13 protein-coding genes, 1 tRNA gene and 1 rRNA gene are annotated in these 14,102 nt (G+C 47.1%); 11 read left to right on the forward strand and 4 right to left on the reverse strand.

Features of this window, described 5'->3' with window-relative positions:
* The 9 genes from rrf to AC3Y23_RS28555 form a co-directional block, all read left to right on the forward strand.
* A 5S ribosomal RNA gene (rrf, locus tag AC3Y23_RS28515) occupies window positions 1–95 on the forward strand; the annotation flags it as partial.
* A gap of 434 nt (window positions 96–529) precedes the next feature.
* Window positions 530–1,987 (forward strand): IMP dehydrogenase, encoded by a 1,458-nt coding sequence (guaB, locus tag AC3Y23_RS28520; protein WP_379205497.1) that lies wholly within the window; start codon window positions 530–532, stop codon window positions 1,985–1,987.
* A 125-nt stretch (window positions 1,988–2,112) separates the two neighbouring features.
* The gene (locus AC3Y23_RS28525; RefSeq protein ID WP_379205463.1) at window positions 2,113–3,513 is read left to right on the forward strand and encodes a D-alanyl-D-alanine carboxypeptidase family protein; all 1,401 of its coding nucleotides are present in this window, start codon (window positions 2,113–2,115) and stop codon (window positions 3,511–3,513) included.
* Between the two features lie 219 nt (window positions 3,514–3,732).
* On the forward strand, window positions 3,733–4,317 hold the full coding sequence (gene pdxT / locus AC3Y23_RS28530) for a pyridoxal 5'-phosphate synthase glutaminase subunit PdxT (protein ID WP_379205464.1): 585 nt from the start codon (window positions 3,733–3,735) through the stop codon (window positions 4,315–4,317).
* Between the two features lie 84 nt (window positions 4,318–4,401).
* The gene (gene serS / locus AC3Y23_RS28535; protein WP_379205465.1) at window positions 4,402–5,691 is read left to right on the forward strand and encodes a serine--tRNA ligase; all 1,290 of its coding nucleotides are present in this window, start codon (window positions 4,402–4,404) and stop codon (window positions 5,689–5,691) included.
* A 66-nt stretch (window positions 5,692–5,757) separates the two neighbouring features.
* Window positions 5,758–5,846, forward strand: a tRNA-Ser gene (locus AC3Y23_RS28540).
* 136 nt (window positions 5,847–5,982) lie between these two features.
* On the forward strand, window positions 5,983–6,324 hold the full coding sequence (locus tag AC3Y23_RS28545) for a hypothetical protein (RefSeq protein ID WP_379205466.1): 342 nt from the start codon (window positions 5,983–5,985) through the stop codon (window positions 6,322–6,324).
* Window positions 6,325–6,335: 11 nt separating this feature from the next.
* The gene (locus AC3Y23_RS28550) at window positions 6,336–6,488 is read left to right on the forward strand and encodes a small acid-soluble spore protein P (RefSeq protein ID WP_379205467.1); all 153 of its coding nucleotides are present in this window, start codon (window positions 6,336–6,338) and stop codon (window positions 6,486–6,488) included.
* Window positions 6,489–6,591: 103 nt separating this feature from the next.
* Complete coding sequence (locus AC3Y23_RS28555; RefSeq protein WP_379205468.1) at window positions 6,592–7,689, forward strand: hypothetical protein; 1,098 nt, start codon at window positions 6,592–6,594, stop codon at window positions 7,687–7,689.
* A 157-nt stretch (window positions 7,690–7,846) separates the two neighbouring features.
* On the opposite strand, the gene AC3Y23_RS28560 is transcribed toward AC3Y23_RS28555, so the two are convergent.
* Both AC3Y23_RS28560 and tadA read right to left on the reverse strand, forming a co-directional pair.
* The gene (locus AC3Y23_RS28560; protein ID WP_379205469.1) at window positions 7,847–8,401 is read right to left on the reverse strand and encodes a GNAT family N-acetyltransferase; all 555 of its coding nucleotides are present in this window, start codon (window positions 8,399–8,401) and stop codon (window positions 7,847–7,849) included.
* Between the two features lie 4 nt (window positions 8,402–8,405).
* Window positions 8,406–8,945: a tRNA adenosine(34) deaminase TadA gene (gene tadA / locus AC3Y23_RS28565; protein WP_379205498.1), complete on the reverse strand. Its 540-nt coding sequence runs from the start codon at window positions 8,943–8,945 to the stop codon at window positions 8,406–8,408.
* Window positions 8,946–9,264: 319 nt separating this feature from the next.
* On the opposite strand from tadA, the gene AC3Y23_RS28570 reads away from it, so the two are divergent.
* Both AC3Y23_RS28570 and rluF read left to right on the forward strand, forming a co-directional pair.
* Window positions 9,265–11,577 (forward strand): ATP-binding protein, encoded by a 2,313-nt coding sequence (locus AC3Y23_RS28570; protein WP_379205470.1) that lies wholly within the window; start codon window positions 9,265–9,267, stop codon window positions 11,575–11,577.
* Between the two features lie 4 nt (window positions 11,578–11,581).
* Window positions 11,582–12,283: a 23S rRNA pseudouridine(2604) synthase RluF gene (rluF, locus tag AC3Y23_RS28575; protein WP_379205499.1), complete on the forward strand. Its 702-nt coding sequence runs from the start codon at window positions 11,582–11,584 to the stop codon at window positions 12,281–12,283.
* A gap of 91 nt (window positions 12,284–12,374) precedes the next feature.
* Here rluF and motB read toward each other — a convergent pair whose 3' ends face one another.
* Entirely contained in the window at window positions 12,375–13,190 is an 816-nt protein-coding gene (gene motB, locus AC3Y23_RS28580; RefSeq protein WP_379205471.1) for a flagellar motor protein MotB, read from the reverse strand.
* Window positions 13,174–13,974 carry a flagellar motor stator protein MotA gene (gene motA, locus AC3Y23_RS28585; RefSeq protein ID WP_379205472.1) on the reverse strand — a complete coding sequence of 267 codons (801 nt, stop codon included), beginning with the start codon at window positions 13,972–13,974 and terminating at the stop codon, window positions 13,174–13,176. Before motA ends, motB begins: the two co-directional genes overlap by 17 nt.
* Window positions 13,975–14,102 lie beyond the last annotated feature (128 nt).

The following is a 14,102-nucleotide window of genomic DNA, read 5'->3' on the forward strand; positions in this document are numbered from 1 at the left end:
TTCCACGCGTACCCATCCCGAACACGACCGTTAAGCCCTCCAGCGCCGATGGTACTTGGACCGAAGGGTCCTGGGAGAGTAGGACGCCGCCAAGCATACGAGTCCTTGTTGAGTTAATCAGCAAGGGCTTTTTTGTATTTTCTATGAGCATAATAAATGGAAATTAATTGGGTTATTTTTGTAAAATAAAGACTTAAATGCCTTATAAAATGTATCTAGATGGTGGATAGAAACAATATTTTTGTCCATGTACCATGGACCTTTGTCCAAGAATTCGCTTACCCGAGAAGGCAAATTTTAATCCAGTAATTGATGATGTAATATTCTTGACAGTGCAAATGCCCTTTGCTAAGATGGACAATAATATATTTTTGGACATGCATCTCAAACCTACACTGAAGATACGATTTCGTACAACTTTTGCCGCTGTACTTTTGTCTATCGTGAATGGACTTGATCGAGCCTTTCTTCATTTATAAAGTTTGTGGGCGGTTAGAATAAATACAACTATCGAGGAGGAATGACCCAGGTGTGGGAAGATAAGTTTGGTAAAGAGGGCTTGACGTTTGATGATGTGCTGCTGGTTCCGCGTAAATCCGAGGTGCTGCCGAAGGAAGTAGACTTGACGACTGTTCTGAGTAAGAATGTAAAGCTAAATATTCCGCTTATTAGTGCAGGAATGGATACAGTTACTGAAGCGGCTATGGCGATCGCTATCGCTCGTGAGGGCGGTATCGGTATCATTCACAAGAATATGTCTGTAGAGCAACAAGCGGAAGAAGTAGACCGTGTGAAGCGCTCTGAGAGTGGGGTTATTACTAACCCGTTCTCGCTTACTCCGGATCACTGGGTCTCTGATGCAGAGCATCTGATGGGTAAATACCGGATTTCCGGTGTACCTATCGTCGATGAGAACAAAAAACTGGTAGGTATCCTTACCAACCGGGATCTGCGCTTCATTCACGATTTTAACATTCAGATTAAAGAAGTAATGACTCGTGAGAATCTTGTGACCGCACCTGTGGGCACAACACTTCAGGAAGCTGAAGGCATTCTCCAGCGTCATAAGATCGAGAAGTTGCCGCTTGTCGATGAGAATAACATCCTTAAAGGTCTGATCACCATCAAGGACATTGAGAAAGCGATCCAGTTCCCTAACGGTGCGAAAGATGCACAAGGCCGGTTATTGGTAGGCGCGGCTATCGGAATCTCCAAAGATACTTTCGAGCGTGCAGAAGCACTGGTTAATGTAGGCGTCGATCTGATTACAGTCGATTCTGCGCATGGCCATCATATCAACATCATTGATGCAGTCCGTAAATTGCGTGAATTGTACCCTGATCTGACTATTGTTGCAGGCAACGTGGCTACAGGCGAAGCAACACGTGAGTTGATCGAAGCTGGGGCTTCTGTGGTTAAAGTTGGTATTGGTCCAGGCTCGATCTGTACAACGCGGGTTATCGCCGGTATCGGCGTTCCGCAAATTACAGCAATTTATGACTGTGCGACAGTTGCCCGTGAGTATGGCATTCCAATCATTGCTGATGGGGGTATCAAGTACTCCGGTGAGATTACCAAGGCTATTGCCTCTGGCGCCCACGCTGTTATGATGGGCAGTCTATTCGCAGGAACAGAAGAAAGTCCTGGTGAATCCGAGATTTACCAAGGACGTAAGTTCAAAGTATATCGTGGCATGGGTAGTATGAGCGCTATGAAGCAAGGCAGCAAGGATCGTTACTTCCAGGATGATGACAAGAAGCTCGTTCCTGAGGGTATCGAAGGCCGAGTAGCTTTCAAGGGACCTCTTTCTGACACCATTCACCAGTTGATCGGCGGTCTCCGCTCTGGTATGGGTTATTGCGGAACGAAGAATCTTAATGAACTTCGCAATGACACAGCATTTATCCGAATCACAGGTGCTGGTTTGCGGGAAAGTCATCCACATGATGTACAGATTACAAAAGAAGCGCCGAACTATTCCTTATAATGGAATGGAACGACTAAATAATGGACAGACCGGGCGATTTTCGCCGGGTCTGTCTTTTTTTGCAGATACCCCTGTGTTAGAATAGAACAAGCACTGAAATGAGTTTCAAAGGAGAGTAGTAATCATTGAAGTATAAGAAAAAACAATTCAGCGGTAAACAATTTGTGATTAAGACAGCAACGGTAGGTTTGCTTTTAAATATGCTTTTGTCACCATCAATTCCGGCTGCTTTGGCCGAAGCGGCGAAGACCCCAGCTACCACAGATGCGGGTAAAACACCGACCACGAAGGCTGCGACAGTTACAGTATCCAAAATCCCTTCTGTAGATTCACTGGGTCTCAATGTGCGGTCGGCTGTGCTGATGGAGCCTACTACAGGTCAAATCCTAATGTCTTTGAATGCGGATGTGCCGCTTCCTCCGGCAAGTATGACCAAGATGATGACTGAATATTTGGTAGCTGATGCCGTGAAGAACGGACAGCTGTCTTGGGATCAAAAGGTTATCATACAGGAGAACGCTTCCAAGCAAGTGGGTTCCCGTATATTCCTCGCTCCAGGTGACGAGCATACGGTTGAAGAGCTGTATATCGCGATGGCGGTAGGTTCGGCTAATGATGCTACTGTTGCTTTGGCTGAGCTGGTATCCGGTTCGGAGCAGCAATTTGTAGAGCTAATGAACCAGACGGCACAGAAGATGGGTATGAAGACGGCGTACTTTATCAACTCTACCGGTCTTAGCCGGGCCGATATGCCAGCTAAGTTCCGTCCAGAAAGTAATCGTGAGACCGTAATGTCTGCCATGGATGCTGCCATTCTTGCTAGATATATTGTTACCGATCACCCGGACTTTAATAAGTACACCACCATTCAATCTTATAAATTCCGTGAGCGTGATAAGAAGCCGATCGTTAACTACAACTGGATGCTAGAATCGAATAAGGATATCGCTAACTTCAAGGCTTATGCTTATCCTGGTCTTGATGGTCTAAAGACTGGTCATACCTCCAGTGCTGGGAACTGCTTTACAGGTACGGCTGTCCGTGATGGCATGCGTTTGATTAGTGTGGTTATGGGAGCCAATAGCGAGGCGCATCGTTTCACCGAAACGAAGAAGGTGCTTGATTATGGATTTAACAATTTTGAGATTAAGCAGGTTGTTGCACCAAAAACCGTGATTGAAGGTACTGAAACAGTGCCAGTGTTAAAAGGAAAAAATAAAGAAGTACCGGTAGTTACGGATCAAGGCGTAACATTTATCGTCCCTAAAGGCACGACTTCTCCGAAGATTGAATCTGCTGTTCAGACCAATGATCCAGCGACTCTGGTTGCACCTATAGCGACCTCCTCCAAAGTCGGCAAGGTGACGTATACTTACAAGGTAGACGGCATGGATCTCGTTCAACAAAAGACGGTCAATCTGATTACGGCAGAGGAAGCGGAAAAAGCAGGCTGGTTCAAGCTATTTCTTAGAGCAATAGGCGAATTTTTCGGTGATCTGTTTAAGGGGATCAAGAATTTGTTCTAACGAATTTTTTGTCTATTGAAGTAGATAATCCGAGTTAGCGGGTTGTATATTTGCGCTTCATGCAGTAAAATTACATGTTAGATTAATGGTAGTCAATCTGGTAATGAATTGCTGAAGTGTCCAAGAACCTTGGTGCACCGATGAAGGGTATCGATATTGCGACGCTGACACCGGCGAACGTGTGTCGGAGTGTGGCCGTTAATAGAGAGAGGGTTCAGGATGAAAATAGGAGTACTGGCGCTTCAGGGCGCAGTAACAGAACATATTGTCAGTATTGAGAAGACTGGTGCTGTAGGCTTGCCGATTAAGCGGGTAGAACAGCTGGAAGAGGTTCAGGGGCTTATCATTCCTGGCGGAGAGAGTACTACGATCGGTAAGCTGATGCGCAAGTACGGCTTCATCGAAGCGATACGTGACTTTTCCAGTCAAGGCAAACCGGTATTTGGAACCTGCGCCGGTCTGATCGTACTTGCAAAACGAATTGCCAGTGGTGAGCCCGGACATTTGGAGCTGATGGACATTACCGTAGCTCGGAATGCATTTGGACGCCAGCGGGAAAGCTTTGAATGTGATCTGGAGGTCAAAGGGATTGATGAAGCAGTTCGTGCTGTATTCATCCGTGCTCCGCTCATTACTGAGGTGGGACCTGAGGTGGAGGTTCTTTCTGTCTATAACAACGAGATTGTAACTGCACGCCAGGGTAATCTGCTGGTCTCCTCTTTTCACCCGGAATTAACTGACGATTATAGCCTGCATCAATACTTTGCAGATATGGTTCAGGTTGTCGGTGCAGCTATTGAATAGAACTATATATAAGAACATCCTCACTCTTTCAATGCTGTAACAGGCTATTGAAAGAGTTAAGGCTATTTTCAGGAGGGAAACTTTGTGTTGGATGTAAAAATATTGCGCAGTGATTATGCGCGCGTAGAGCAAGCGCTTGAGAAACGTGGCAAATCGCTGGATTTGATTGCAGAATTCCCGGCGCTTGATTTGCGTCGTCGCGAGGTGCTGCAAGAGACGGAAGGTCTTAAAAACCGTCGGAATACTGTATCTGCAGAGGTGGCCAAGAAGAAGAAGAATGGTGAGCCTGCGGAGGATCTGATTACTGAAATGCGTACGGTATCTGACCGTATTAAAGAACTGGATGATGAGGTTCGGGAGCTTGAAGTCAAAATCTCTGAGCTGACGATGAGTATTCCGAATATTCCCCATGAATCGGTTCCGGTTGGAACGTCTGAGGAAGAGAATGTTGAGATTCGCCGGTGGTCACAGCCGAGAGAATTCGGGTTCACGCCAAAATCCCACTGGGAGCTGGCACAGCAGCTGGATATTATTGATTTTGAAGCGGCTGCGAAGGTTACAGGCTCACGTTTTGTTTTCTACAAAGGCCTTGGGGCTCGCCTGGAGCGTGCTTTGATCAACTTTATGATGGATCTGCACAGCGGCGAGCATCAATATGAAGAAATGCTGCCACCGCACATTGTTAATAAGGACAGCCTTTATGGAACAGGACAACTGCCTAAGTTCGAGGAGGATCTCTTCAAACTGCGTGACACAGAGTACTACCTTATTCCGACAGCAGAGGTTCCAGTTACGAACTATTACCGCGAAGAAATCCTGACGGCTGCCGATCTCCCTAAATATCATGTGGCTTACAGCTCTTGCTTCCGTTCTGAAGCTGGTTCTGCTGGTCGTGATACGCGTGGCTTGATTCGTCAGCATCAATTCAATAAGGTAGAATTGGTCAAAATCACTTCTGCTGAGACCTCCTATGAGGAGCTTGAGAAAATGACGGCTGACGCTGAGCGTGTGCTGCAACTGCTGGGCCTCCCTTATCGTGTGCTGGGGCTCTGCACAGGCGATATGGGCTTCACTGCGGCCAAAACGTACGATTTGGAGGTATGGCTGCCTGAAAGCGGATTGTACCGCGAAATCTCTTCCTGTTCCAATACGGAAGACTTCCAGGCCCGCCGTGCTAATATTCGTTACCGTAAAGATCCTAAAGCTAAGCCGGAATTCGTACATACACTGAACGGATCGGCACTGGCTGTCGGTCGGACTGTAGCCGCTATTCTGGAGAACTATCAGCAGGAAGATGGCAGCGTACAAATTCCAGAATGCCTGCAGCCGTACATGCGGAATGTGAAATCCATCACCCCAAAATCGGCTCGATAATAATATAGTTGCGTAACCTTTGGGTTGTGTGATATAATTCTTATTGCATGTGACTTAAGATTTATTGGAGAGGTACCGAAGCGGTCATAACGGGGCGGTCTTGAAAACCGTTAGGGTGCAAGCCCACATGGGTTCGAATCCCATCCTCTCCGCCATTTATTTTCAAGAACATCATATATATAACGAATCGAAGCTGTCTCCTCTGGAGGCGGCTTTTTTTGTTCGTCTTCATTCGGGAATAAAAAGATGGATTTCTCGGCAATGTATTAGAGAAGGAGGGTGATTATAACAATGAACCGAGATATGCAATTGGATCAACAGCAGTTGGTCTCTGCTTGGCAGGAACGTTTGCCCGCGCTTATGGAGGATGGCGATAGCTTCACCGTGCAGGGAGACGCAGCAGACTGCAGCAGCCTGCTTATTCATTTTAATGCAGCAGGACATCAGCATTACTCACTCGATTTTCGCTGCACATATGTGGACAGCAGGGAGGTAGCTGTAAATTTGATTGATGTGGAACAAGCAGGACGGCATATAGATGAACATACGGATGCCGTACAGGGTCTGGCACAGCAGTATACGCGGCAGATACATGAATGTGCACAAGCCCTAAAAGACCTAACAAACCCCTAGGAGGAGAGCGTATGAGCAAACCTAAAACGATTCAGGTTCCAGGAACGCAGAGTTCCGGAAGAAGTCGCAAGGAGGAGCCTAAAGCTAATGGACAGGAGCCACTTTCCGGTTCGAAAAAGGTGAAGCAGGCCAATCATGTGGATCATCATAATCCACAAGGATAAAAAATAAACTACTTTAGTTCTTGAGTAATGTTTCTCAAAATTGTCAAATGGTTTATCATTAGGGGGAGGGAAACATTTCTTTGCATGGGAGAGGAGATATATAATGTTTAAAAAATGGGGGCTATCCGCGGCAGCGTTGTTGGTTGCAACAGCTGTAATTCTGCCAGGATGTGCAAGTAAACAAGAACCACCGAAAGAAGCACTAAAGAATGCCGCAGCTAAAGCGGTAACACTGAGCTCTTATGAGCTGAATACCAAATTTGTGGTCAATGATTTGACTATTGATGCACCTACGGATGATCCATCGAGTGCGATGGCTACGCAGGTACTCAGCATGCTGAAGAACGCAGAGATTTCCGTGGATAGTGTATATCAAGCAGATCCGATGCAAACTGAAGCCACGCTGGTTCTTAACCTGAAGGGCGATATGGCTATGAGCTTTACGATTCCTATCGTTGCCACTAAAGAAAAAGTGTATATTAAGGTTCCATCTATACCGTTCTTCCCGATTCCTGAGAACATTGTTGGCAAATTTGTAGAGCTGGATCTCAAAGAACTAGCTGAAAAATCAGGTCAAGAGTTCAACGCTGCAACACTGGATACTGAGAAAGCGCGCAAGCTTCAGAGCGAAGTTCTGGACGCTGTTCTGGCTCAGTACGATGAATCGAAATACTTCAAAGACATCAAACCTAAGGATGCTGGACTTCCTGAAGGCGTAGATGCGAAGCAGGTCATTCAGTTTGGGTTGAACAATGACAACATTAAAGAAGCGATCACAATCTTCATCAATAACGCACTTCCTAAACTCTTTGACGTAATCAGCAAGGATGAATATAAGGACTTGTTGCAAGTAGATCCTGCCGATCTTGCTAAAGCTAAGGAAGAGATACTGGCTGGAAAGAATAAAGCAGAGATTGACAAAGATCTGGCCGATCTCGAGAAATACTTAACCATCAACCAGTTCCAGTTCAATACCGCGATCAACAAGGATGATTTCCCGGTGTATCAGAATCTCCTGATGGACTTTAAAGTGAACATTCCAGAAGATAACACAAACATCGGATTGTCGGTCACTGGCAGCAATCAATATAGCAAAATCAATGAAAAAGCCGATTTCAAAATCGGAATTCCGCAAGGCGATGCTGTTGTGACTTTGGATGAGTTGCAGAAGCAGTTTGGTGGTAGCTCTGATACATTTTAATCGGTAAAAAATAAAAATCCCGCATGTGTCTCTTAGGCACGTGCGGGATTTTTTAAAATATAATGATTTATATGTTTTATGCTATAAAACATCCTTATATTTCTCGCTGAACTGGATACCGTCCCATAGAGGACGGCAAAGCCGTTTCTACTTGGCTCTACTTAAATTCATCGACCAGGATGGAGAAGGTCTGGTGATCCTGGTATTCTCCGTTGATCTTGAGGTATTTACGGGCTACGCCCTCAGCCTGAAAGCCGTTTTTCTCAAGTACCCGGCGGGAACCTTCATTGTGCAACAGGATCCCTGCTTGCACTCTGTGCAGACCCAGTGCGCGGAAGGCATATTCCAGCACAAGTCTGACTGCTGCAGTCATATATCCTTTACCCTCAGTCTCTTTATCAATGAAATAGCCGAGGTCAGCATATTGAGCTACACCGCGAACCACATTGGACAAAGTAATCTGGCCAATGAGCTTGCCATCCAGCGAATAAATTCCGAACATATAAGCCCGATCCTGATCTGCATCGGCAATCCGCTGACTGATATGCTGGCGCTGGGTTTCAAGTGTGAAGAAATCATCATCCCGCTTTGGCTCAACCGGTTGATGTGCGATTCGGTTCCGTAGGCGTAGATCAAGTAACTCTCCGGCATCTTTAAGCGTTAGAGGGGAGAGATAAATTCCTTTGGATGTATTAGACAAAGTCATTGTCATTGTTCTATTCCTTTCTCGTATCATGGCTGGCAAAAGGAATGCCTACTTTGTCAGCTGCGGCCGGCTTGCGGCGCAAACGACGGAAGAAGGAGGTCAATAGTTCGGCGCATTCCTCCTGCAGTATGCCTTGGATGACCTCTGTACGGTGATTAAATCGTGGTTCCTCCAGCAGATTCATCAGGGTCCCCGCACAGCCCGCCTTAGGGTCCGTTGTGCCATATACAGTCAGTGGTACTCTGGACTGTACCATCGCACCTGCACACATGGGACAGGGCTCGAGCGTAACGTAAAGCTTGCAATCCAGGAGTCGCCAGGAATTCAGGGCCTGACTCGCTTCCCGTATAGCTACCATTTCGGCGTGAGCAGTTGAATCCAGTGTCGTCTCGCGGAGATTGTAGCCACGTCCGATAATTTTATCATCATGCACAATAATTGCACCAATGGGGACTTCACCGAGCGCCTCGGCCTTGCGTGCTTCTTCAATCGCGTACCTCATCCAATACTCATGGGCGGCTTGTGCGTCGACAGGCGGTTCATATTCCATCTTACTCAAAAGTACATCTTCCCTTCGGATTTTGTTTCTATTGTTCAACGAACAAATATTCGTTCTGAACAAAATGTGTGTAACTCTGTGGATAACCGCCGACTTGTGCACAAATTTGTGCACAACGCTTTCTGATAATCTGTTTATATGTGCATAAGATGTGGATGGTTTCATACCCATTGTAGTGAAAGTGTATCTGTATTTCAATCCTAGTAAGGATTCCTACATTATAATGTCCTTTTCAAATGGAGGGGCAAAAGGTATGATAATGATGAACACTCCGCTAGGATTTACCAGCGGTAAGAGGTGAAAAGGGAGCTTGTCCATAAAAACGAAATTATCAGCCATTTTATTTGGCTCAGTGCTGCTTGTTCTGGTGCTGAACCTAACATTTAACCTCTATGATGTGCGAAATAATTTGCGAAATGAAACGGAAAGAAACATGAGAATGACCGCCATGCAGATTGCCGTTTCAGTAGAACAGAGCAGCTATAGCTCGGCTTATGTTGAAGGCCAGATTGCCAACAATTTGCGGATGGCTGCGATCCTGGCTTCACACGAGCTGGACCCTGACATTAAGAATGTGGACAATCGCCAGCTGAGAGAGTTATCCCTCAAACTGGGTGTGTCTAATATTTCGCTGCTTGTCAAAACTAATGATGATATAGTGATTGCCAAATCATCTGACCCCAAAGAGGTGGGTTTATCCACCAGGGGTTGGGGTTATTGGTATGTTGCTTTCCTGGAGCTGTTCCTCAGTCAGCAGGTTACCGTCGACCAAGGACAGGTGCTAGACCACTTCTGGTCGGGGCCCTTCGAATACTCTACTTCCAATCCCGAATCTATCGAGAAGTGGGGATACTACTATGATGGGACAAGCAATTATATCATTGATCCCTATGTTCGCAGTACTTCCGTCAATGATTATGTTAAGATTATGAGCCCGGACGAAATTGTGAAGCAGACACAAGCGGTCAATCCAGGGATCCTGGAGATCACAGGTATTAATCCGGAGACCTTCGCTCTGACAAGCATGTTATCAGACGGAAGCGATAAATTGAATCTGAAGCTGCGTAATCGTCCCATTAAGTATGGCAGCTATACTTATGGCAACGTACAGCAGGATAAGGCGGCAGTGGCTGCAGCCATAAGCCGACAACAGCCGGTGCTGCTGGATACGAAGGCTCTGGGCAAAAGAGTGCTGAAAAGCTTCATCCCTATTATGCAGCCGGGGAGAGGCTCCTATGTTGTAAGTGTGGTTATGGATTACTCGGTCATTTCCTCGGTGATCCATAAACAGCTTGTTAACAACAGCTTAACTAGTCTTCTATTGCTGGTAATTTTCTTTTTGGGCAGTTATATTCTGTCCGGCTATGTTACACGTCCAATCAAAGCGATTCTGGCCAAAGTGAATGACGTCGCCAGAGGGAAATTTGAGCCGACGCTCAAGGTCAGCAGCCGGGATGAACTGGGACAGCTGGCGCAGCGGATTAATGCAATGTCTGATCATCTCATGCAGCATACAAGTCGTCTCGGCCAGACACTGGAAGAGAATCGTGCGGTCAAGGAACACTTGGAGTCGGTAATTAACGGAACTTCCGATGCCATACACACGATGGATATGAATGGACAGATTCTTAGCACGAATCGTGCCTTTGAGGAGCTGTATGGGTGGAGCGTCCATGAGTCGACAGGGAATACTCCATATCTCGTTCCAGCAACCGCCCTTAAGCTGGAGGCGGAGCGGCTGGAGGAACTGAAGAAAGGGAAGGTACTTCCGCCTGTTGAGACCTTAAGATTGAAGAAGGACGGTTCTATCATTGAGGTCAGCGTCAGTACCTCGGTGATCCGGGATGAGGAAGGCAAGCCGTTGTCCTTCGTCCACGTCTCGCGTGATATGACTGAGCGGAACCGGATGGAAGAGCTACTGAGACGCTCAGAGAAGCTGACTACGGTTGGTCAGCTGGCGGCAGGGGTAGCGCATGAGATCCGCAACCCGTTGACCACGCTGAGAGGCTTTCTGCAGCTGCAGCAGGAGAAGCAGGTCCTAATTCCGCTGCATATTGAGCTGATGCTGTCCGAGCTGGAGCGGATCAATCTTATTGTCAGTGAGTTTCTAATTCTGGCCAAGCCGCAAGCCGTTCACTTCCAGCAGAAGGATATCCGTTTTATCCTCAGTGATGTTATTTCTCTGCTGGACAGCCAGGCCCATTTGTTCGATATTGAATTCGCAGCCAAATTCTCCGATGAGCCTGCAACGGTCCATTGTGAAGAGAATCAGTTGAAGCAGGTCTTTATCAATATTGTTAAAAATGCTATCGAGGCTATGCCGAACGGCGGTACAATCACATTGGAACAGTATACCACCGATCATTGTGTGGTCATTGTGATTGCCGACGAGGGTGAAGGAATTCCGGAAGAGATGCTGCCCAAGCTGGGCGAGCCATTTTTCACTAATAAAGAAACCGGTACAGGACTGGGGCTTATGGTTAGCCAGCGTATTATACAGGCACATAAGGGCAGTATGGAGATAACAAGTGAGGTAGGCAGAGGCGCGATGGTTACGATTACGATGCCTGCCGCGGAGGCTGTTGTCCCCCGTAAGAGCATGAATGAAGAACGGAGTGAATAGTAAGGTGAGAATCAATAAATTCATCAGTGAGACAGGCTACTGCTCACGCCGTGAAGCCGACAAGCTGGTTGAAAGCGGCAGAGTAACGATCAATGGAGAACAAGCAATGCTTGGCAGTCAGGCCGAGCAGGGCGATGAAGTAAGGATTGACGGGAATTTACTGGAGACAGGCAATACTATCGTTTACATCGCATTGAACAAGCCTGTAGGTATCACCTCTACTACAGAGGAACATATTAAAGGCAACATTGTTAATTTTGTAGGTCATTCAGAGCGAATCTTTCCGATCGGGCGACTCGACAAGGATTCAGAAGGTCTGATTCTATTGACCAATGACGGAGATATCGTCAACAAGATCTTGCGATCAGAGGGGCGTCATGAGAAGGAATATATAGTAACTGTTGATCGGCCGATCACCCCATCCTTTATTACAGGGATGTCCAGTGGGGTCAAGATTCTGGGCGAGAAGACGTTGCCTTGCACCGTTACACGCATCACAGAGCGGGTCTTCCGGATTATTCTAACTGAAGGCAAGAACAGGCAGATTCGCCGTATGTGCAGCGCCTTCGGTTATGAGGTCAGACGTCTTCAGCGCATCCGGATCATGAACATCAACCTAGGCAGCTTGCCGGTCGGACAATGGCGTGATCTGTCGCCTAATGAAAGAGCAGAGCTAGGGGCCATGTTGAATTATGAACTGCTGTAGGCTCATCAGCTCCGTATAAAAGGGTAATAAATAGAGCGGCTCCTAAGGTTAGACCTTTAGGAGCCGCTCTATGCTTGTCCACGACGGATAATTAATTATCGGATGGTGGAATCCCTGTGAATTTCTTGAACTCTTGATACTTTCGGATGATGGAGACTTCAACCCGGCGGTTCTTCGCACGTCCTGCAGCAGTAGAGTTATCCGCGATAGGATGGTATTCTCCGTAACCGATCGGACTGAATTTCTTCGGATCGAGATTAGGGTTAAGCAACAGAATCTTCATAAAGTGCAAGGCCCGATCCACACTGAGATCCCAGTTGGAGGAATAGCTGGTGTTGGAAATCGGGATATTGTCCGTGTGTCCCTGAACAACTACATCGTAGTCGGGGAATTGCTGCAGCATCGTTGAGATGGACTTGGCCAGCTGCCTCGATTCATCCTTGACTACGGCCTGTCCGGAAGCGAACAGGGCATTGTCACTGATGGTAATCATCAGCTGGGACTGGTTCAGCTTGGTGCTGAGCAGATCGGTCAGTCCATTGTTCTTGATATATTGATCGAACTGCTTCTTGAGCTTCTCGAGGTCTTCCTGTTCCTTCTGGCGCAGCTTGGCCATTTCTGCTTCTCCCGTGTTCTTGGAGACGACATTGTTCATCTTCTCGCTCTTTCCCTGGTCCAGATTACTCTCGGAAGGTGTTGCTGCCCGTTCTGTCAGCACGCCGGTTCCGCCGTTCAGAACGGAACTAAAGGCTTGGGCCATTTCTTCGAACTTTCTGGCATCGGTAGCGCTCATGGCATACATAACGAGGAACAAGGCGACAAGCAGGGTCATGAGGTCAGAATACGGCAGCAGCCAAGATTCGTCGGCATGCTCCTCATGTTCCTCGTGTCTAGTCTTTTTGCTCACTCGAACCTTCCTCCTTATCCAGCAGCTTGGCGCGTTCCGTAGGCGTCAGGAAGACTGCCAGTTTTTGATTTATCGCAATCGTGGAGACCCCGGATTGAATGGACAGTAGACCTTCTACCATCATTAGGCGGACATCCATCTCTTGCTTGGAGAGCCGCTTGAGCTTGTTGGCAATCGGGTGCCACAGCACGTATCCTGTGAAAATACCCAATACGGTAGCGATAAATGCTCCGCCGATAGCGTGGGCGAGCTTTTCCATCTCAGTCATGTCCGCAAGTGCAGCGATAAGTCCGATTACGGCTCCGAGTACCCCCAGCGTAGGCGCGTACATACCAGCCTGGGAGAAGATCAGTGCACCGGCTTTATGACGATCTTCAGTAGCACGGATATCCTCCATAAGTACATCGCGAACGAATTCCTGATCGTTACCATCGATAATCATCCGCATGCCGTTCCGGAGGAAACCATCCTCTATTTCATCAACCTTGGACTCCAGAGCCAGCAGGCCTTCACGGCGTGTGATGGATGCCCAGTCCATAAATGTAGTAATTAGTTCCGCTTTGCTGACCAGTTTCTTTTTAACAAAGATCATTTTAAACAAGCTTGGTACCTTTTTGATTTCTGAAAATGGAAAAGCCATAAAGATTGAAGCGGCGGTACCCAATAAAATAATTAAGTAAGCAGCGGGAGTGGCCAAACTCTGGATGGGAGCGCCCTTCAGCACCATCCCGAAAAGAACAGAGACCAGACCAAAGACTAGACCGATTATTGTTGAGATTTCCATTATGCACCTCGTCCATGAGATTTAAGAAGTGATCCGACGTAGCCGCGTTAATCATCCTTGAAGCGCGGCGGGGCATCTTAACCCAAACGGAATAACTTATATTCTTATTTATCGACATCATTCCCTTT

The sequence above is a fragment of the Paenibacillus sp. MAHUQ-45 genome (genome assembly GCF_058133325.1).